The organism is Streptomyces sp. NPDC042259 (assembly GCF_055582085.1).
The window spans coordinates 755,873-775,482 of record NZ_JBVJDW010000001.1 but is presented as its reverse complement, the minus strand read 5'-3'; the positions used below and the strand labels follow the sequence as shown (position 1 = coordinate 775,482).

The 19,610-nt window shown below is 70.8% G+C and carries 18 protein-coding genes; 10 read left to right on the top strand and 8 right to left on the bottom strand.

From position 1 onward, the window contains the following. Positions 1–206: 206 nt before the first annotated feature. The 3 genes from ACZ6MA_RS03550 (at position 207) to clpX (ending at position 2,988) form a co-directional block, all read left to right on the top strand. Entirely contained in the window at positions 207–824 is a 618-nt protein-coding gene (locus tag ACZ6MA_RS03550) for an ATP-dependent Clp protease proteolytic subunit (RefSeq protein ID WP_437114136.1), read from the top strand. Positions 825–880: 56 nt separating this feature from the next. Continuing rightward, entirely contained in the window at positions 881–1,549 is a 669-nt protein-coding gene (locus ACZ6MA_RS03545) for an ATP-dependent Clp protease proteolytic subunit (RefSeq protein ID WP_130877735.1), read from the top strand. Positions 1,550–1,701: 152 nt separating this feature from the next. Next, complete coding sequence (gene clpX / locus ACZ6MA_RS03540) at positions 1,702–2,988, top strand: ATP-dependent Clp protease ATP-binding subunit ClpX (protein WP_469430705.1); 1,287 nt, start codon at positions 1,702–1,704, stop codon at positions 2,986–2,988. Between the two features lie 66 nt (positions 2,989–3,054). Here the strand turns inward: clpX and ACZ6MA_RS03535 are convergent, their stop codons facing one another. Next, positions 3,055–3,393, bottom strand: coding sequence for a hypothetical protein (locus ACZ6MA_RS03535; RefSeq protein ID WP_469430704.1), 339 nt, complete (start codon positions 3,391–3,393; stop codon positions 3,055–3,057). A 3-nt stretch (positions 3,394–3,396) separates the two neighbouring features. On the opposite strand from ACZ6MA_RS03535, the gene ACZ6MA_RS03530 reads away from it, so the two are divergent. After that, on the top strand, positions 3,397–3,669 hold the full coding sequence (locus ACZ6MA_RS03530) for a hypothetical protein (RefSeq protein WP_469430702.1): 273 nt from the start codon (positions 3,397–3,399) through the stop codon (positions 3,667–3,669). Here the strand turns inward: ACZ6MA_RS03530 and ACZ6MA_RS03525 are convergent. Together ACZ6MA_RS03525 and ACZ6MA_RS03520 are read right to left on the bottom strand one after the other, a co-directional pair. After that, complete coding sequence (locus ACZ6MA_RS03525; protein ID WP_469430700.1) at positions 3,659–4,618, bottom strand: hypothetical protein; 960 nt, start codon at positions 4,616–4,618, stop codon at positions 3,659–3,661. The genes ACZ6MA_RS03530 and ACZ6MA_RS03525 overlap by 11 nt on opposite strands. 117 nt (positions 4,619–4,735) lie before the next feature. Beyond that, positions 4,736–5,521 carry a hypothetical protein gene (locus tag ACZ6MA_RS03520; protein WP_469430698.1) on the bottom strand — a complete coding sequence of 262 codons (786 nt, stop codon included), beginning with the start codon at positions 5,519–5,521 and terminating at the stop codon, positions 4,736–4,738. 252 nt (positions 5,522–5,773) lie between these two features. Here ACZ6MA_RS03520 and ACZ6MA_RS03515 point away from each other — a divergent pair, with 252 nt between their 5' ends. Next, positions 5,774–8,437, top strand: coding sequence for a valine--tRNA ligase (locus ACZ6MA_RS03515; RefSeq protein WP_469430697.1), 2,664 nt, complete (start codon positions 5,774–5,776; stop codon positions 8,435–8,437). On the opposite strand, the gene ACZ6MA_RS03510 is transcribed toward ACZ6MA_RS03515, so the two are convergent. The 5 genes from ACZ6MA_RS03510 to ACZ6MA_RS03490 form a co-directional block, all read right to left on the bottom strand. Then, positions 8,403–9,590, bottom strand: coding sequence for a hypothetical protein (locus ACZ6MA_RS03510; protein WP_469430695.1), 1,188 nt, complete (start codon positions 9,588–9,590; stop codon positions 8,403–8,405). The genes ACZ6MA_RS03515 and ACZ6MA_RS03510 overlap by 35 nt on opposite strands. Before the next feature lie 172 nt (positions 9,591–9,762). After that, positions 9,763–11,127: a glycosyltransferase gene (locus tag ACZ6MA_RS03505; protein WP_469430693.1), complete on the bottom strand. Its 1,365-nt coding sequence runs from the start codon at positions 11,125–11,127 to the stop codon at positions 9,763–9,765. Positions 11,128–11,209: 82 nt separating this feature from the next. Then, on the bottom strand, positions 11,210–12,334 hold the full coding sequence (gene wecB, locus ACZ6MA_RS03500) for a non-hydrolyzing UDP-N-acetylglucosamine 2-epimerase (RefSeq protein ID WP_469430691.1): 1,125 nt from the start codon (positions 12,332–12,334) through the stop codon (positions 11,210–11,212). 162 nt (positions 12,335–12,496) lie between these two features. Continuing rightward, the gene (locus tag ACZ6MA_RS03495; protein ID WP_469430690.1) at positions 12,497–13,216 is read right to left on the bottom strand and encodes a response regulator transcription factor; all 720 of its coding nucleotides are present in this window, start codon (positions 13,214–13,216) and stop codon (positions 12,497–12,499) included. After that, positions 13,213–14,364, bottom strand: a complete 1,152-nt coding sequence (locus ACZ6MA_RS03490; protein WP_469431189.1) for a sensor histidine kinase — start codon at positions 14,362–14,364, stop codon at positions 13,213–13,215. Before ACZ6MA_RS03490 ends, ACZ6MA_RS03495 begins: the two co-directional genes overlap by 4 nt. 224 nt (positions 14,365–14,588) lie before the next feature. On the opposite strand from ACZ6MA_RS03490, the gene folC reads away from it, so the two are divergent. The 5 genes from folC (at position 14,589) to mreC (ending at position 19,605) form a co-directional block, all read left to right on the top strand. After that, positions 14,589–16,127, top strand: a complete 1,539-nt coding sequence (folC, locus tag ACZ6MA_RS03485) for a bifunctional tetrahydrofolate synthase/dihydrofolate synthase (protein ID WP_469430688.1) — start codon at positions 14,589–14,591, stop codon at positions 16,125–16,127. Between the two features lies 1 nt (position 16,128). Beyond that, entirely contained in the window at positions 16,129–16,473 is a 345-nt protein-coding gene (locus tag ACZ6MA_RS03480) for a DUF4233 domain-containing protein (RefSeq protein ID WP_469430686.1), read from the top strand. A gap of 237 nt (positions 16,474–16,710) precedes the next feature. Next, positions 16,711–17,124, top strand: a complete 414-nt coding sequence (gene ndk / locus ACZ6MA_RS03475; RefSeq protein WP_469430685.1) for a nucleoside-diphosphate kinase — start codon at positions 16,711–16,713, stop codon at positions 17,122–17,124. A gap of 284 nt (positions 17,125–17,408) precedes the next feature. Beyond that, complete coding sequence (locus ACZ6MA_RS03470) at positions 17,409–18,428, top strand: rod shape-determining protein (RefSeq protein ID WP_130877877.1); 1,020 nt, start codon at positions 17,409–17,411, stop codon at positions 18,426–18,428. A gap of 244 nt (positions 18,429–18,672) precedes the next feature. Continuing rightward, positions 18,673–19,605: a rod shape-determining protein MreC gene (gene mreC / locus ACZ6MA_RS03465; RefSeq protein ID WP_469430683.1), complete on the top strand. Its 933-nt coding sequence runs from the start codon at positions 18,673–18,675 to the stop codon at positions 19,603–19,605. Positions 19,606–19,610 lie beyond the last annotated feature (5 nt).

The window sequence follows — 19,610 nt, the reverse complement described above, 5'->3', positions numbered from 1 at the left end:
CGGGCCTGTCACGGCCCCGGGAACATGCGCTCAGAGCGAACAGTTCCTGATGCGGGATGGCGCCCGCCGGGCAGCGCGTTAGGGTCCGTAGATACGAGGGCAGGGGAGACATCGGAGCGGGCCGGGCAGACTGGCCGCCCCACCCCCTACCTCAGGTAGAAGACGCGGAGACGGCCCGTTGCCGTCAGAGACGAGCAGGTGGATACGTGACGAATCTGATGCCTTCCGCCGCCGGTGAGATTGCCTTCGGTGGTGGCCTCGGCGACCAGGTCTACAACCGGCTGCTCGGGGAGCGGATCATCTTCCTCGGCCAGCAGGTCGACGACGAGATCGCGAACAAGATCTGTGCGCAGCTGCTGCTGCTGGCCGCGGAGCCGGACAAGGACATTTACCTCTACATCAACTCGCCCGGTGGCTCGGTGACCGCCGGCTTCGCGATCTACGACACCATGCGTTACATCAAGAACGACGTGGTCACGATCGCGATGGGCCTCGCGGCCTCCATGGGGCAGTTCCTGCTGACCGCGGGCACCCCCGGCAAGCGCTTCGCGCTGCCGAACTCGGACATCCTCATGCACCAGGGCTCCGCGGGCCTGGGCGGCACCGCCTCGGACATCAAGATCCAGGCCGAGCAGCTGCTCCGCACGAAGAAGCGCATGGCGCAGATCACCGCCGAGCACACCGGCCAGACCGTGGAGACGATCATCCGCGACGGCGACCGTGACCGTTGGTTCACCGCGGAGGAGGCCAAGGAGTACGGGATCATCGACGAGATCATCACCTACGCCTCCGGCGTTCCGGGCGGCGGCGGCACCGGGGCCTGATACCCCCCGGCAGCACTGCCTCGAAGCCGAATACCAGCCCACCGATCGCCATCAGGATGGTGAACACCCGCATGAACAACTTCCCCGGCAGCGGCCTCTACACCGGCCCGCAGGCCGAAGCCCGCTATGTCGTGCCGCGCTTCGTGGAGCGCACCTCCCAGGGCGTCCGTGAGTACGACCCGTACGCGAAGCTCTTCGAGGAGCGCGTGATCTTCCTGGGTGTCCAGGTCGACGACGCCTCCGCCAACGACGTCATGGCGCAGCTGCTGTGCCTGGAGTCGATGGACCCCGACCGTGACATCTCGATCTACATCAACTCGCCGGGCGGCTCGTTCACCGCGCTGACCGCGATCTACGACACGATGCAGTTCGTGAAGCCCGACATCCAGACCGTCTGCATGGGCCAGGCCGCCTCCGCGGCCGCGATCCTGCTGGCCGCCGGCACCCCCGGCAAGCGGATGGCACTGCCGAACGCCCGCGTCCTGATCCACCAGCCGTCCAGCCAGACGGGCCGTGAGCAGCTCTCCGACCTGGAGATCGCGGCGAACGAGATCATGCGCATGCGTACGCAGCTCGAAGAGATGCTGGCGAAGCACTCCAGCACGCCGATCGAGAAGATCCGCGACGACATCGAGCGCGACAAGATCCTCACTGCCGAGGACGCGCTCGCGTACGGTCTCGTCGACCAGATCGTTTCGACGCGCAAGACGTCTGTTTCGGTCTGAGTTCCGGTCCGGGCACCGGTGCCGGGTGGCAACCCCCTTGGACCGAGTACGTCCAAGGGGGGCCCGCACAGGGGGCCCGGCAAGGTACCGTCGATAGGCAAGCACCCGGGTTCGCAGAGCAAGGCGGATCCCAGGCGAAGGGGAAGCACCTCGTGGCACGCATCGGTGACGGCGGCGACCTGCTCAAGTGCTCGTTCTGCGGCAAGAGCCAGAAGCAGGTGAAGAAGCTCATCGCGGGTCCTGGTGTGTACATCTGCGACGAGTGCATCGACCTCTGCAACGAGATCATCGAGGAAGAGCTCGCGGAGACCTCCGAGGTGCGCTGGGAGGAGCTTCCCAAGCCCCGTGAGATCTACGAGTTCCTCGAGGGCTACGTAGTGGGCCAGGAAGCCGCCAAGAAGGCGCTCTCCGTGGCGGTCTACAACCACTACAAGCGCGTACAGGCCGGCGAGAGCTCGGGGAACCGCGACGACGGCATCGAGTTGGCGAAGTCCAACATCCTGCTGCTCGGCCCCACGGGCTCCGGCAAGACCCTGCTCGCGCAGACGCTCGCCCGGATGCTCAACGTCCCGTTCGCCATCGCCGACGCGACCGCGCTGACGGAGGCGGGCTATGTGGGCGAGGACGTCGAGAACATCCTGCTGAAGCTGATCCAGGCCGCCGACTACGACGTCAAGAAGGCCGAGACCGGCATCATCTACATCGATGAGATCGACAAGGTCGCCCGAAAGAGCGAAAATCCGTCGATCACACGAGACGTCTCCGGCGAGGGCGTCCAGCAGGCCCTGCTGAAGATCCTGGAAGGCACGACGGCCTCCGTCCCGCCGCAGGGCGGCCGCAAGCACCCGCACCAGGAATTCATCCAGATCGACACGACGAACGTCCTGTTCATCGTGGGCGGCGCCTTCTCCGGTCTGGAGAAGATCATCGAGTCGCGGGCCGGCGCCAAGGGCATCGGCTTCGGCGCCACGATCCGCTCCAAGCGCGAGATCGAGGCCAGCGACCAGTTCCAGGAGGTCATGCCGGAGGATCTGGTGAAGTTCGGGATGATCCCCGAATTCATCGGCCGCCTCCCGGTCATCACCTCCGTCCACAACCTGGACCGCGAGGCCCTCCTCCAGATCCTCGTCGAGCCGCGCAACGCCCTGGTGAAGCAGTACCAGCGGCTGTTCGAACTCGACGGTGTGGAGCTGGACTTCGACCGCCCGGCCCTGGAGGCCATCGCCGACCAGGCGATCCTGCGCGGCACGGGTGCGCGAGGTCTGCGCGCCATCATGGAAGAGGTCCTGATGTCGGTGATGTACGAGGTCCCGTCCCGCAAGGACGTCGCCCGCGTCGTCATCACCGAAGACGTCGTCCATTCGAACGTCAACCCCACCCTGGTGCCGCGCGAGCCCCGCATCGTGGGCAAGGACGAACGGCACGAGAAGAGCGCGTAGCGCGCTGTCCGTACGCACAGAAGGGGCCGCCCGGCCTGGACAAGGCCGGGCGGCCCCCTTCGTCGATCAGGCGGGCTTGCGTACGTCCCGGTGGATGCCTGAGGTGATTTTCGCGAAGGCCGCGAGGTCCACGGAGTCCGCCGAGCGCCGGCCGGGATCGAAGTCGAGGACCAGCATCGCGTCCGACGCCTTTGCCCACGCGCAGGCCGGGGCGTAGGCGCGGTCGTACATCTTCACGATCTCGCAGGTGACGGCCGGTCCGTCGGGGCCGTCCGGGGTGAAGACATGGCGCCCGCCCCTCACGGACGGTTTGCCCGGGCCGTTCTCGAAGCCCTTGAACATGCCGTCCAGGACGGCGTCCGGTTCGCCGATACCGCCGTACGCGCCCGAAAGCGACAGCGTCACCGCGTGGTCGGCCACCCGGTGGTAGCGGGCCAGTACGGAAACGGCGCCCTTGGGCAGGCCGCCCTGGACGCCGAGTCCCTCCTTCTCCAGCTCCTCGGTCCCGGCATCGAGCCGGTACGCCCCGCCGGCCAGGGCCGGCGGGGTGACGAGCGTGACCGCCCCGTCGTCCTTCCGGACGAGCAGCAGGACGGCAGCGACGACGGCCGCCGCGACGCCGAGTGCGACGGCCGCGGCGGGGACGAGGATCCGGCGCCGGTTCAGCGGGCTACTTCTTGATTTCCTGGCGGGACTCGTTACGCACCTTGACCGTGGCCTCGGAGAGTTCCTGGGCGGACATCACGTTGCCGGTGGCGGAGGAGCTCGCCCCGTACGGGGAGCTGCTCTTCGGGACCGAGTGCCGCACCACGCCCACGGCGCTCGAGTCGCCCCAAATGCAGACGCTCACCTCGGCCGAGCCGCTGATGGTGCCCACCGAGTAGGTGGACTTCTTGGTCTCGCACTTCATGACCGCTCCGTCGAAGCCGCCCGGGGAGTACTCCTTCCAGGGCGAGACCGTTTCGACCTTCATTCCCGAGCTGTTCTCGGTCTTCTTCGAGCCCTCTTCCATCTTCGCGATCATGGCGTCGACGGTCTTGTGCGGATCGGCGAGATCGCCGTACGCGCCCATCACCGAAAGGGACTGCTTCTCCGCGCTGGTGTAGCCCGCCTTGACGCCGGTGCCGTTGGAGATGCCCATCTCCTTGGCGTCCTTGTCGTTGGCGATGTTCTCGGTCTTGTCGGTCGAGGTACCGGTCGTACCACTCTTGGTGAACTTTCCGTCCAGCAACTTCTCCGGCAGCACCAACTTGTACGGCGCCACCGCGCCACCGCTGCCGCTCCCGTTCATGAAGAACACCGCGCCGCCCACGAGGGCGCCCACCACGACCAGCGCACCGATCACGATGCCGATCGTCTTGCCCTTGCCGCCGCCCTGCGGCGGCACCGGCGGCGCGTACTGGCCCGGCATGCCCGGCTGGCCGTACGGCTGCTGGCCGTAGGGGCCCGGCTGGTGGGGGGCGCCGTACGGGGCCTGGGGCTGGCCGTAGGGGGGCTGCTGGCCGTACGGGGCCGCGGGGGGCTGCTGGGGGTAGCCGTAGCCGGGCTGCCCGGCGGCGCCGCCCTGACCGTAGGGGCCCGGCTGCTGGGGCGGCTGCTGGCCGTACGGGCCCGGCTGGGGGTAGCTCATGGTGACTCTCTTCGAATGCGGGGGGACTCTCGCGTCAGATGCCCGTCATCCTTCCCGATGACTTACCAACGGTTTACCGCGGGGCCGCAACGGTTTCGGAACAGTTGCCGTCCGCCGTCACGGGCCGGCCTCGACGCGTACGTCCTGACGGAGCTTCACCGTTCGGGCGGCGGCCTCCTCCAGGCCGAGGTCCTCACCGCGGGCGAGCACCGTCATGTCCAGGGCGAACACGGTACCGATCGTGTGCTTGTCCGCCCAGATGCACAGCGGCATGGAGACCGTGGGCACACCCTCGTTGGCCCACTTGGTGAGCTGGCACTTCAACACGGCGTCCCCGAGCCCCTCCGGGGTCATCCGCTGGGGGCTGCCCTCGAACTCGGCCTTCGAGGCGGGGTTCTTCTCGTTCCCGGTGGCTCTGGTCAGGCTCATGAACAAGCCGTCCACCAGCATTTCGGGGTCGCGTACGTCATCACCCCACGCGCCGGTGAATCTCAGCTGCTTCTGGGTGAGTTTGTCCGTACCGGACACGTACACGCCCGAGGCGCCCTGGGGGTTGGTGAGCCCCAGGATCTGGAGTTCGGCCAGTTCTTTCGTACCGAACCCGCTCGCGGGCTGGGTGGTGTCCTTCTTGTACTCACCCGCGACCGTCTCGGGCGATATGAGCTTGTAGCGCTTCGCGGCCGGAGCGGCGGTGCCGGGGGAGGCACTCGCCGGAGCCGTGGGGGAGGCCCCGCCGCCGGCCCGGTGGTGTCTCTCCCGGCCGCCGTCCTTCAGGACGACGATGCCGCCCACGATCGCGCCGACCACGACGACCGCGCCGACCGCGAGGGCTGCCGCCTTGCCCTTGCCGCCGCCCCGCGGTGGTACCGGCGGTGGTACCGGCGGCGGGTACGGGGGCGGCATGCCCGGCCCCCAGCCGCCCCCCGGCGGGCCGTACGGACCCGGCTCTCGCTGCGATGGCCAGGGCTGCTGCGGCGGCCCGTACGGGCCTGGCTGGTGCTGGGTCATCGTCGTCCCCCGGGTCTGCGGATGTGTCTACGGATGCCGCTGTGGCTGATCGGTTCACGACATCCTTCCGGACGGCGCGCCCGGCGCCCCGCCCCGGGGCGTCAAACGGGTTCGTGGGCGGGCGGCGCGGCCCCGTAGAATCGCCTCGTGACCGAGAACACTCAGCAGAGCCCCGACCGCGGGCCGACGAACAGCAACCCCGAACTGCCGACCCAGTACGCGCCGGCCGAGGTAGAGGGGCCGCTGTACGAGCGCTGGGTAGAGCGCGGTTACTTCGAGGCCGACGCCTCGAGCGACAAAGAGCCCTACACCATCGTCATCCCGCCGCCGAACGTCACCGGCTCGCTCCACCTGGGCCACGCCTTCGAGCACACGCTGATCGACGCCCTCACCCGGCGTAAGCGGATGCAGGGCTTCGAGGTGCTGTGGCAGCCCGGCATGGACCACGCCGGCATCGCCACGCAGAACGTGGTGGAGCGCGAGCTGGCCAAGGAGGGCAAGTCCCGCCACGACCTCGGCCGTGAGGCGTTCGTCGAGCGCGTGTGGCAGTGGAAGGCCGAGTCCGGTGGCCAGATCTCCGGGCAGATGCGCCGCCTGGGTGACGGTGTCGCCTGGAGCCGTGAGCGGTTCACCATGGACGAGGGCCTCTCCAAGGCCGTCCAGACCATCTTCAAGAAGCTCTACGACGACGAGCTGATCTACCGCGCCGAGCGCATCATCAACTGGTGCCCGCGCTGTCTGACCGCCATCTCGGACATCGAGGTGGAGTACCAGAACGACGAGGGCGAGCTGGTCTCGATCCGCTACGGCGAGGGCGACGCGTCCATCGTCGTCGCCACCACCCGCGCCGAGACCATGCTCGGCGACACCGCCGTGGCCGTCCACCCCGAGGACGAGCGGTACAAGCACCTGATCGGCACCGAGATCGAGCTGCCGCTCACCGGCCGCCGGATCCCCGTCGTCGCCGACGAGCACGTCGACCCGGAGTTCGGTACGGGTGCCGTCAAGGTCACCCCGGCCCACGACCCCAACGACTTCGAGATCGGCCGGCGCCACGACCTGCCGTCGATCACCGTCCTCGACGACCACGCGGTCATCACCACCCACGGCCCCTTCCAGGGCCTGGACCGGCTGGAGGCCCGCAGCGCCATCGTCGCGGCCCTGCGCGCCGAGGGCCGCATCGTCGCCGAGAAGCGCCCGTACGAGCACTCCGTCGGGCACTGCTCGCGCTGCAAGACGACCATCGAGCCGCGGCTGTCCATGCAGTGGTGGGTCAAGGTCGGCCCGCTGGCCGAGAGCGCGAGCAAGGCGGTCCGGGACGGCGACGTCGCCATCCACCCCAAGGAGATGGAGTCCCGCTACTTCGGCTGGGTCGACAACCTCCACGACTGGTGCATCTCGCGCCAGCTGTGGTGGGGCCACCGCATCCCCGTCTGGTACGGGCCGAACGGCGAGATGGTCTGCGTTGGACCGGACGACGAGGCGCCCACGGGCGAGGGCTGGCACCAGGAGACCGACGTCCTGGACACCTGGTTCTCCTCCGGCCTGTGGCCGTTCTCCACCCTCGGCTGGCCCGAGAAGACCGAGAGCGTCGAGAAGTTCTACCCGAACTCCGTCCTGGTCACCGGCTACGACATCCTCTTCTTCTGGGTCGTCCGGATGATGATGTTCGGGACGTACGCGATGGACGGCAAGCCGCCGTTCCACACCATCGCCCTGCACGGCATGGTCCGCGACCAGTTCGGCAAGAAGATGTCGAAGTCCTTCGGCAACGCCGTCAACCCGCTGGACTGGATGGACAAGTACGGCTCCGACGCCGTCCGCTTCACCCTCGCCCGTGGTGCCAACCCCGGCGTGGACGTCCCGATCGGCGAGGACTGGGTCCAGGGTTCGCGGAACTTCGCGAACAAGATCTGGAACGCGACCCGCTTCGCGATGATGAACGGCGCGACCGTCGAGGGCGACCTGCCGTCCGTCGAGCGGATGTCGGCCACCGACCGCTGGATCATGTCGCGCCTGAACGCGACGGTCGCCGAGGTCGACGCGTTCTACGACGACTACCAGTTCGCGAAGCTGGCCGACACCCTCTTCCACTTCGCGTGGGACGAGGTCTTCGACTGGTACGTCGAGCTGTCCAAGACCACCTTCATGGCGGGCGGCGAGCAGGCCGAGGTCTCCGCGCGGGTCCTGGGCGAGGTCCTGGACGTCACCCTCAAGCTGCTCCACCCGGTGGTCCCCTTCGTCACGGAGACGCTGTGGACGACGCTCACCGGCAAGGAGTCCGTCGTCATCGCGGACTGGCCGAAGGCCGTGTCCGTTCCCGGGGCCGATGCCCCGGGCGGCTTCCGCGACGAGGCCGCCGAGCAGGAGATCGCCGCCCTCCAGCAGCTGATCACCGAGGTCCGCCGGTTCCGCTCCGACCAGGGTCTCCAGCCCGGTCAGCGGGTCCCGGCGCGGCTCGACCTGAGCGGTACGGCGCTGACCGCGCACGAAGACGCCATCCGTCAGATGCTGCGGCTCCAGCCCGCCGAGGACGGCTTTAACGCCACCGCGACCCTGCCGGTCGCCGGCGCGACCGTCGCGCTCGACCTCTCCGGCACCATCGACGTCGAGGCCGAGCGCAAGCGGCTGACCAAGGCGCTGGCCGCCGCCGAGAAGGAGAAGGCGCAGTCCACGGCCAAGCTCGGCAACGAGGCGTTCCTCGCCAAGGCCGCCGAGGTGGCCGTGGCGAAGATCCGCAAGCGGCTGGAGACGGCCGAGGCCGACATCGAGCGGCTCACCGCCCAGCTGGCGGGCCTGCCCAAGGCCTAGTCCGGTCCGGGTCCCACATGGGACCCCACGGCCCTTCCACAGGCCCCTCGTCCATCCGGTCGAGGGGCCTGTGCCGGCTCCGGCGGTCGCGCATCGGCCAGCACAGCACATACGCCGTCGACACGGCCACGAAACCGAGCCGGACCAGGCCCTTGGCCGATTCGTCGGGCACGGCGAACACGCTGCCGTAGAGCACGATCAGCGCGATCCAGCTCCACCACGGCACCAGCCGCCGCTGCCCGCACACGTCCCACAGCAGGGTGCCGAGCAGCACGGACGCCGTGTAGTAGGTGTAGACGCTGGGGTCGAGGAGGATACGGGCGTTCGCGCCCAGCAGGACCACTCCCGCCCAGCGTCCGCGCCACACCGCGACCGCGCCGAGCGTGAGCCCGAGCGCGGCCTGCGCGGGCCGGGCCCAGCCGGGCGTCTGGGGGTCGTTCGCCCCCAGCCAGCGCAGCGCGGACGCCGGGTTGTTGGGGATGGTGAACTTCGCGGCGGCGAAGGAGTGCGGGTCGACGAGGAAGAACGGCAGCCAGGCCACCGCCACCAGCCCCGCGCACCACAGCCCCGCGCGCAGCCACAGCGTCTTGGGCAGGGCGAGGATCAGCGGCACGAACGTCAGCGCGGTCGGCTTGGAGTCCATGGCCAGGGCCAGACAGGCACCGACGGCGGCGGGGTTGCAGCGGGTCAGGAACCATACGGCCAGCGCGGTGAAGAACAGCGCGAGCACGTCGTCGAGGTGCCCGAAGCGAACCGAGACCTCGATCCACATGGGGATGAAGGCGAGCCCCGCGACCAGGACCCGCTGACGCAGCCGCTGGTGGTTGGTGCCGGTGCCCAGGAAGTGGGTCGCGGCGCTGCGCCCGGCGAGGACCAGGATCACCAGGCCCAGCGCGGACATGAACGCCGCCGCCAGGAACTGGCCCGTGTGCTCGGAGAAGGGGTTGAACAGCCCCGCCACCAGGAAGCTGATCGGGCCCATCTGGAGTTCGGGGTGGTGGGCGTAGAGATTGAGCCCGCCGGTGCCGTCACCGGACGAGCCCTGGTAGATCAGCTCGCCGCCGGTGCGCAGGTAGTGCCAGGAGAATCCGCCGTTCGGCTCCACCACCGCGAACCACAGGACGGTCCACGCGGTGAGCAGCAGCAGGTGCATCCTTGTGCTGACTTCAGGTACCCGCACGACGCTCCCGTGTCCGCCGCCCGGAACGGCTTCCGGGCTCGTTTCCCCGGGTCGTCAGATGGCTACGGGCGCCGGGAGGTTGTGCTGTGCGCGGGCTGTGTGACTCAGCTCATGGTTTGTCGGTGACGGCCCACAGAACGGTCCGTCAGCTCTCCACGGCCACCGGGCCGGAGAGGACCTGCTCGGCGTTGCGGCGCGTCTTGGCCCAGCCGTTGCGCCCCCGCAGCATCCGGACGAACCCCCGGGCGGACGCCGGGAACAGGTGGTACGCGTACAGCCACAGCGCCAGGCCCCACAGCAGCGCGACGAGCGCCGAGCGGCCCGGGGCGCGGTCCCGGCGGTAGACCGGGCCCCACAGCACGAACGGCAGCACGGAGACGACGGCCAGTGTGAGGACGAGCGGCCACAGGGCCAGGATGCCGTCGAGCGTCCTGCCCGCGCCCTCGTCGGCCACGGACAGGCCGAGGAGGACGAACATCACCGCGCACAGGGCCAGCGTGACCAGGTGGGCGACCGGCTGGAGGAAGGTGTAGAGCGTCTCCAGGACGCCCTTGCCGCTGTAGTGGCGCGAGGAGACGATGCGCGGCGCGTAGCGGACGCATTGCAGGTTGCCCTGGGCCCAGCGGGTGCGCTGGGTGAGGAAGCGGCGGCCGTGCGGCAGTCCCTCCTGGGAGACCCAGGTGTCGGCTATGTGGGCTATTCGGTCGCCGTTCAGGATCATGTGCAGGCCCAGCTCGTAGTCCTCCAGCAGGGCACCGCGCTGCCACGGGCGGCGCTCGGCGGCGGCGATGCGGTCCAGGGCCGAGAGCCGGGTGAACTGGCCGTTGCCGCCGAGACCGACCGAGCCGGTGCGGCCGCGCAGCAGCTGCATCCCGGCGTTGGACACCGAGAACTCCATGTCCTGCATGCGCACCAGCAGCCGGGCGAAGGCGTTGCGGACCCGGCCGCGGTCGGGCAGCGGGCGCGGGTCGTCGGTGTTCCGCATCCGGACGCTGACCTGCACGCCGCCGATCTCCGGGTCGCCGAAGCCGCTCGGGCCGCTGACCCGGGCCAGGGCGTGCGGGTCGAGCTGGCCGTCGGCGTCGACGACGCACACGACGACGCGCTCACGGTCGGCGTCCTCGCCCAGGAACTGGTTCAGCTCGTCGTAGGCGGCGTTGAGGGCCGCGCCCTTGCCGGTACGGGCGTTGGGGCGGTGCCGGCGCACGAGGTGGACCCGGCGGTCGGTCTCGGCCAGTTCCGCGACGATGGCGCCGGTCCGGTCGTCGCTGTCGTCGTCGATGACCCAGACGTGGGCGCCGGGGAAGTCGCTCCGCATCCGGCCGACGGTCGTGGCCACGACGGCTTCCTCGTCACGGCACGGCACGAAGAAGTGCCAGTCGTGGCTCGCGGGGTCACCGCTGGGGGCTTCGGGCCGGCGGGTGTAGGCGTGGCGGGCGCCGGCCCAGTACAGCAGGAAGCAGAGCAGGAGGAAGAAGGGGAAGACGAGCAGCAGGGGGTTGTCGAACATGCGGAAGCGGCTCCGTGAGAGGTGCTGACACCGCGCGTAGCGCGGTCGGGGGGCCCGGGGCGGAGCCCCGGTTCGGGCGATGTCAGGCCGCGGCGGCCAGCTGCCGCGGCGCGGCGACGGCCGTCAGCAGCGCGACGATCCGCTCCGAAGCCGACCCGTCCCCGAAGGGGCTGGGCAGGGCCGCCAGGCGCGCCAGGCCCGCCGGGCCTTCCGCCAGGCGGCGGCGGGCGGCGTGCCCGATGCCCGGCCCCGGCTCCACCAGGTCCGCGAAGTCCCCCATCGCCTCCGGGCGCTCGGTGGAGCGGCGGACGACCACCAGCGGACGGCCGAGGACCGTGCACTCCTCCTGGAGGCCGCCCGAGTCGGAGACGAGCAGCGCGGCGTGCGCGGCCAGCGCCAGGAACTCGGCGTAGCCCAGCGGCGCGGTCACGAAGAGCGGCGCCAGCAGTTCCGCCAGCCCGGCGGCGGCGATCCGGGCCCGGGTGCGCGGGTGCAGCGGCAGGACGACCGGGAGGTCACCGGCGAGGGCGCCCAGCTCGGTCAGGATCGCGCGCAGCGCCTCGGGGGAGTCGGTATTCTCCGGGCGGTGCACGGTGGCCAGGACGAAGCCGTCGGCACGCAGCCCGTGGCGGGCCAGCAGCGCGGCCCGCTCGGCGGCGTCGGGGAGCTGGTTGCGCACGGCCTCGACGACGGTGTTGCCGGTGACGGCGATCCGCTCGTCGGCGATGTTCTCGGCGAGCAGATTGGCGCGGTTCTCCCCGGTGGCCGCGCACAGCACGTCCGCGATCCGGTCGATGAGGACGCGGTTGTGCTCCTCGGGCATGTTCCGGTCGTGGCTGCGCAGCCCGGCCTCGACGTGCAGCAGGGGGATGCCGCGGGCGTTGGCGGCGAGCGCCCCGGCCAGGGCGGCGTTGGTGTCGCCCTGGACGACGACGGCCAGCGGCGGCTCTTCGGTGAACAGGGCGTCGAGCTGGGCGAGCGCCGCGGAGATCTGCACGGCCCGGGGCCGCCCGCCGATGCCGGTCAGGAAGGTCGGCTCGGGCAGGCCCAGCTCGGTCAGGAAGCGGCCCGACAGCTCCTCGTCGTAGTGCTGCCCGGTGTGCACCAGGTGCGCGGCGGGACCGAGGAGGCGCACGAGGTCGGTGAGCTTGACCAGCTCGGGGCGGGTGCCGAGGACGAGGGCGATGCTGCGCGGGGGCAGGGACACGAGAGGACTCCCGGGGCTGGCAGGCGATGACAGCTCCAGAGCCTGTGGTGCGTCGGTTGCGGGTCGGGACGGCCTTCGGTTGCCGGACGGTTGCGACCGCGGCCGGCGCGCCAAGTGGTGACTTCGGGCCCCCGCGGCCCGGGGACCTTCGGCCCCCGGGGGTCAGGGACCTTCGGCCCCCGGCGGCGTCTCGCCCTCCCCGTTCGCGCGGTAGCGGTAGCCGAGCCCCCGGACGGCCTCCAGCGGGTCCGCCGCCTCGTCCCCGGCCGCCTGGCGCAGTTTCCGCCGCAGGCGCAGCACCGCGAACTTCACCCGCTCCCGGCCCGTGCCCTCCGGGTCGTCCCACACCCGGTCGAGCAACTGGTCGGTGGTGATCACCCGGCCCCGGTTGCGGACGAGCACCTGGAGCAACCGGTACTCGATGTCGCTGAGCCGCGCCTCGTGGCCCTGCCAGACCGCCGAGCGCCGGTCGGGCACCAGCCGCAGGCCGTCGTCGAAGGAGTCGCCGGCCCAGCGGGCGGGTGCGCTGCGGCGCAGCAGGGCCTCGACGCGGGCGAGCAGCTCGTCGTTGCCGAAGGGCTTGGGCAGGTAGTCGTCGGCGCCCGCGCGCAGGCCCCGGACCCGGTCGCTCTCGGCGCCGCGCGCGGTGAGCAGCAGGACGGGCAGATCGCTCAGGTCCCGGGTGCGCTCCAGCACCTCCCAGCCGTTGAGCTGCGGCAGCCCGATATCCAGGACCATCAGCGCCGGCCGCTCGGCGAAGAGCAGCCGCAGCCCGTCGCGGCCGTTGTCGGCGTGGATGACCTCGTGGCCGGCCCGGGCGAGGAGGGTCCGCAGGGCGAGGGCGAGATCGGCGTCGTCCTCGACGACGAGTACGCGGGTCATGCCGGTGCCTCTCCGGTGGCGGACGCGGGGCGGGGGCCGGGGCCGGCGACGGGCAGCCGGATCCGGAACACCGCCCCCTCGCCCTCCCGGCCCTCCGCCGTGATCGTGCCGCCGTGCAGTTCGACGACGGTGCGGCTGATGGCGAGGCCCAGGCCGGTGCCGGGGTAGCCGCCGTCCTGCGCGTTGGGGGCCCGGACGAAGCCGGTGAAGATCTCCTCCCGGTACTTCCGGGGGATCCCGATGCCGGTGTCGGCGACCTCGATCTCCCAGTGGTCGTCCCGGGGGGCGGCGGTGACGGTGATCCGGCCGTCCGGCGGGGTGAACTTCGCGGCGTTCTCCAGCAGATTGACGACGACGTGCCGCAGCCGGTGCCGGTCGCCGTGCAGGACGGGCCCGGGGGCGCAGTCCAGCACGGTGAACACCCCCGGCTCCCGGCCCGTGCCGATCCGGTCCAGCACGGCGTCCTCCAGCATCCCGTCCACCTCGACGGGGCCGAACTCCAGTCGCGGCCCGGCGGCCCGCATCCGGGTGGTGAGCAGCAGATCGGAGATCACCCGCTGCATCCGCTCGGCGTTGCGCCCGATGGCGTCGAGGAAGGAGCGCTGGTCCCCGGTGAGCCCGCCGAAGGCCGGGTCGGCGAGCAGCTCGCAGAAGCTGCTGATGGAGGAGAGCGGGGTGCGCAGCTCGTGGGAGGCGGCGGCGGTGAAGGCGTTGCGCTGCCGGGCCAGCTCGGTGAGGGCGAGGTTGTCGCGTTCGAGATCGCGTTCGTGCCGTTTGCGCTCGCTGATGTCGTCGAAGAGCCACAGGGCCCCGAGGTAGGCGCCCTCGTGGCGCAGCGGTTCGACCTCGCGGCGGATGACGCGCCCGTCGTCGAGGGGGATCTCGGCCACCCGGTGGATGCGGCGGTGGGCCGGTATCCCGTCGAGGGTGCGGGGGCCGGTGTGGTCCGGGGCGAAGAAGGCCCGTACGAGGGGCAGCAATGGCCGCAGGGGCGCGCCGGGGGAGAGGTCGACCCGGCCCGCCAGATCGAACATGCGGACGAACTTCCGGTTGACGGCGAGCACCCGGTCGTCCGGGCTCTGCAGCAGCGCACCCGGGGGCAGGGCCCCCAGGACGGCGGCGAGCCGCTCCCGGTCCTCGGACGCCATGTCGCTCACCCAGCTCTCCTCGGGGCGGGGGCCGGTGCCCCGGTACCGCGGTCAACGGAGATTTCGGAAAAACCGTATGTCACCGATCCCGGCCCCGCTTGGTGTGAACCGGCCCCCGGTGGCGGCCAGTCGGGCGGCGCCCGGCGCACCCGGCGGGTGTGACCCCTGCCGCGCCAGCCCGTCCCCGGCCCCGCGCGCCGCCCCGGCTCCGTAGACTGGTCGGCGTGAGCGAGCGCCCCCTGAACGACGACCATGGCGACACGGAATTCGGTGAATCTGGCGGAAACGACCAGTTCACCGAGATCGTCGATGCCGAGACCGACCGCGACCCCGACCTCGCCGTGATCGAGGCGGGCAGCCGGACCCTGCGCGCCCAGGGCGGGCAGCCGCAGGGCGACGGCGTACCGGCCCGCCCGGCCGACCCCGAGGTGGACCGGGAGCTCCGCGAGGTGGAGGCCGAGCTGGCCGGACGCTGGGGCGAGACCAAGCTCGACCCGTCGCGGGCGCGCATCGAGGCCCTGATGGACATCCTGGGGCAGCCGCAGCGCGCCTACCCCTCGATCCACATCACCGGCACCAACGGCAAGACCAGCACCGCCCGCATGATCGAGGCCCTGCTGGGCGCCTTCGATCTGCGGACCGGCCGCTACACCAGCCCGCATGTGCAGTCCGTCACCGAGCGGATCAGCCTCGACGGCGCGCCGATCGCGGCCGAGCGCTTCATCGAGACGTACCGCGATATCCAGCCGTACGTCCAGATGGTCGACGACCGCGAGGAACACCGGCTGTCCTTCTTCGAGGTGCTCACCGCGATGGCCTACGCGGCCTTCGCCGACGCGCCCGTGGACGTGGCGGTCGTCGAGGTCGGCATGGGCGGCACCTGGGACGCGACGAACGTCATCGACGCCGGCGTCGCCGTGGTCACCCCCATCTCCCTCGACCACACCGACCGGCTCGGCACGACCCCCGGCGAGATCGCCGGCGAGAAGGCCGGGATCGTCAAGACCGACGCCACCGTCGTGCTGGCCCAGCAGCCGGTCGACGCGGCGCAGGTGCTGCTCAAGCGCTCGGTCGAGGCGGACGCCACGGTCGCCCGCGAGGGCATGGAGTTCGGCGTCACCGCCCGCGAGGTGGCGGTCGGCGGACAGCTGCTGACCCTGCGCGGGCTGGGCGGCGAATACCCGGAGGTCTTCCTTCCGCTGTACGGGGCACACCAGGCGCACAACGCCGCGGTCGCCCTGGCCGCGGTCGAGGCGTTCTTCGGGATCGGCTCCCAGCACGCCCGCACCCTCGACATCGACACCGTCCGCAGGGCCTTCGCCTCGGTCACCTCGCCGGGCCGGCTGGAGGTCGTGCGCCGCAGCCCCACCGTCGTGCTGGACGCCGCGCACAACCCGGCGGGCGCGCGGGCCGCGGCCGAGGCGGTCACCGAGGCGTTCGGATTCAGCCGGCTGGTCGGCGTGGTCGGCGCCAGCGCCGACAAGGACGTCCGGGGTCTGCTGGAGGCCTTCGAGCCGATCTTCAACGAGGTCGTGGTGACCCGGAACTCCACCCCGCGGTCCATGGACCCCGACGAGCTGGCGGGCGTGGCCGTCGAGGTCTTCGGCGCGGACCGGGTGCAGGTCGAGCCCCGGTTGGACGACGCTCTGGAAGCGGCGATCACCCTTGCGGAGGAAGAGGCCGAGTACGCCGGCGCGGGTGTGCTGGTGACCGGCTCGGTGATCACGGTCGGCGAGGCCCGGCTGCTGTTGGGAAAGGGCTGACATGAGAACGCTCTGCGCGAGCACCCTGATCGGTGAATTCTTCGTCATCGGTTTCGCCGGTCTGGTCGCCATGCAGACCTCCGACCTGTCCACCGGCACGGTCTGGGCGGTCAGCGGCACCGCGATGCTGCTGAGCGTGCTGCTGTGCGGCATGCTCACCCGGCCCGGCGGCGTGCAGCTGGGCTGGCTGCTGCAGATCGGTCTGATCGCCAGCGGCTTCGTGGTCCCGATGATGTTCATCCTCGGGGTGGTCTTCGCCGGTCTGTGGTGGGCCTCGGTGCACTTCGGACGCAAGGTCGACGAGGCGAAGGCCCGCTTCGCGGGCCAGGCCTCGGCCGAGGCGTAGGCCCGGGCGGTCCTCAAGCTCCCCCGGCGGGCTGGATCGGGCTGAGGTCAGCCAAAACCAGCCCGTCCGGCGATTGAGGACAACCGCCGCGCAGCGGTGGTGCGGGACAAGACGGCGGGTGAGCCGCCACCCGGGAGCGCGGACTGCACGGGTCGCCCCCGGCCCTGGTGCGGGAGCACCATCGCGCCCCTGTAGCCTCTGGCCCACCACAATCGATTGCTCGCAAGGAGCCGCATTATGAGCCAGCGCACCCTCGTCCTCCTCAAGCCGGACGCGGTCCGCCGCGGCCTGATCGGCGAGATCGTCGGCCGGATCGAGCGCAAGGCGAACTGGACGATCAGCGCGCTGGAACTGCGGACCCTGGACCGGGCGACGCTGGAGCAGCACTACGCCGAGCACGTCGGGCGCGACTTCTACGAGCCGCTGATGGGCTTCATGGCCTCCGGCCCGGTCGTGGCGCTGGTCGTCGAGGGCGAGCGGGTGATCGAGGGCGTGCGCGCGCTGGCCGGCCCCACCGACCCGATCGCGGCGGCTCCGGGCTCCATTCGTGGCGATTTCGGGACCATCACCCGGGAGAACCTCATCCACGCCTCGGACTCCGAGGAGTCCGCCCAGCGGGAAATCAAGATTTTCTTTCCCGGCCTCGCCTGATACCGCATCAGGCCCGCGCCCATTCTGATCAGGGGCGACCGATTTCTTTTCGGTCGCCCTCCGGCATATGCGCGGCGAACGAGGGAACCTCTCACTCCGACACGACGTCACCATTACTGGGGCGCGCTCGTGTTCCGCCGACAATGGCGGAGGAACCCTCGCGCCGCGTTCCGGCGGTCGAGACTACGATGAAGCTTCCGCGCCCGCAGCGCACCACACCTGCCGACCTCAAGTAAGCATTCGCTCCAGCTGGGAAGGCCAGACGTATCCTCATGGGGAACAACATGTCGTTCATCGGCCGTGACATGGCTGTCGACCTCGGGACCGCCAACACGCTGGTGTACGTCAGAGGTCGCGGAATCGTCCTCAACGAACCGTCCGTCGTCGCCATCAATACCAACACCGGCGGCATCCTCGCGGTCGGCTCCGAGGCGAAGAAGATGATCGGCCGCACCCCGGGCAACATCGTCGCCGTCCGCCCGCTGAAGGACGGCGTCATCGCCGACTTCGAGATCACCGAGCGGATGCTCCGGTACTTCATCCTCAAGATCCACAAGCGGCGCTGGATGGCCCGGCCACGGGTCGTGGTCTGTGTGCCCTCCGGTATCACCGGTGTCGAGCGGCGCGCCGTCATCGAGGCCTCCACCCAGGCCGGCGCCCGGCAGGTGCACATCATCGAGGAGCCCATGGCCGCCGCGATCGGCTCGGGCCTGCCGGTCCACGAGGCCACCGGCAACATGGTCGTGGACATCGGCGGCGGCACCACCGAGGTCGCCGTGATCTCGCTGGGCGGGATCGTGACCGCGCAGTCCATCCGGGTCGCGGGCGACGAGCTGGACAACGCGATCATCCAGCACATCAAGAAGGAGTACAGCCTTCTCCTGGGTGAGCGCACCGCCGAGCAAATCAAGATCACCATCGGTTCGGCCTACGACCTCGAACAGGACGAGCACACCGAGATCCGCGGCCGTGACCTGGTCAGCGGGTTGCCGAAGACCGTGGTGATCTCCGCCGCGGAGGTCCGCAAGGCCATCGAGGAGCCCGTCAACTCCATCGTCGACGCGGTCAAGACCACCCTCGACAAGTGCCCGCCCGAGCTGTCGGGTGACGTCATGGACCGCGGCATCGTTCTCACCGGCGGCGGTGCCCTGCTGCGCGGCCTCGACGAGCGGCTGCGCCGGGAGACCGGTATGCCGATCCACATCGCCGAGGACCCGCTGGACTCCGTCGCCCTCGGCTCGGGCAAGTGTGTCGAGGAGTTCGAGGCGCTCCAGCAGGTGCTGGACGCCCAGCCGCGCCGATGACGCCCGGCTGAGACCTCCCGCCGCGGCGGGGAGGAACGTTGCCCCGCCCCCCGGAGCGGCTCCCCGGACCTCCGAGCCGGGGGGCACCGCCGGACGTGCCGGGGAACGCCGGCGGTCTTTGGCCGACCGCGCCCCGGCGCACCGGCACCGCCGGGAAACAACCTGATATACAGGCAGAACGCTCCCGATGACCGGCCCGGACCCGCAGCCCGGCCGGTCCGATGAGAAGGGCACGCCGCCGCACGTGAGGGACACACGAGAGAGCCGGCTGCTGCTGGTGCTGCTGGTCGCCATCGCTTTCGCGCTGATCACGGTGGACATCCGTGGTGGCGAGCGGTCCCCGCTCGACGGTGCCCGGCATGCCGCCGCCTCCGTCTTCGGCCCGGTCGAGGAGGGCGTCGCCACCGCCGTCGACCCGGTCGGCAACGCCATCGCCGCCGTCCGCGACTCCGGCGAGCGCCACACCAGGATCAGCGAACTGGAGCGCGAGAACACGGCCCTGAAGCAGCGGCTCGGCAGCGACGACCGCAACCGCGGCCGCGTCCGCGATCTGGACGCGATGCTCAAGACCGCCGGCGCCGGCCAGTACGGCATCAAGGGGGCCCAGGTCATCGCCATAGGAGCGGCCCAGGGCTTCTCCTGGACCGTCACCATCGACTGCGGGGCCAACGACGGCGTCAAGCGCGACATGACCGTCCTCAACGGCGACGGACTCGTCGGCCGGGTCACCACCGTCGCCCCGTCGACCGCGACCGTCCTCCTCGCCAACGACCCCAAGTTCACCGTCGGCACCCGGATGGAGAAGACCGGCGAGATCGGCTTCGCCAACGGCCAGGGCGACCGCTCCCTGCGCGTCGAACTCCTCAACGGCAAGGCCGCGGTGCGCGAGGGCGACCGCCTCGTCACCTTCGGCTCCAGCAAGGACAAGCCCTTCGTGCCGGGCGTCCCCGTCGGCGAGGTCACCCGCGTCGAGCCCGCCGGCGGCGGACTGACCCGCACCCTCCAGGTCCGCCCCTTCGTCGGCTTCAGCAAGCTCGACGTCGTCGGCGTCGTCGTCCAGCCGCCCCGCACCGACCCGCGCGACACCGTCCTGCCGCCCAAGCCGGAAGCCCCGAAACCGGCCCCCACGGTGACCGTCACGGTCACCCCCTCCGCGAGCGCCAAGCCCAGGGACTGAAGACC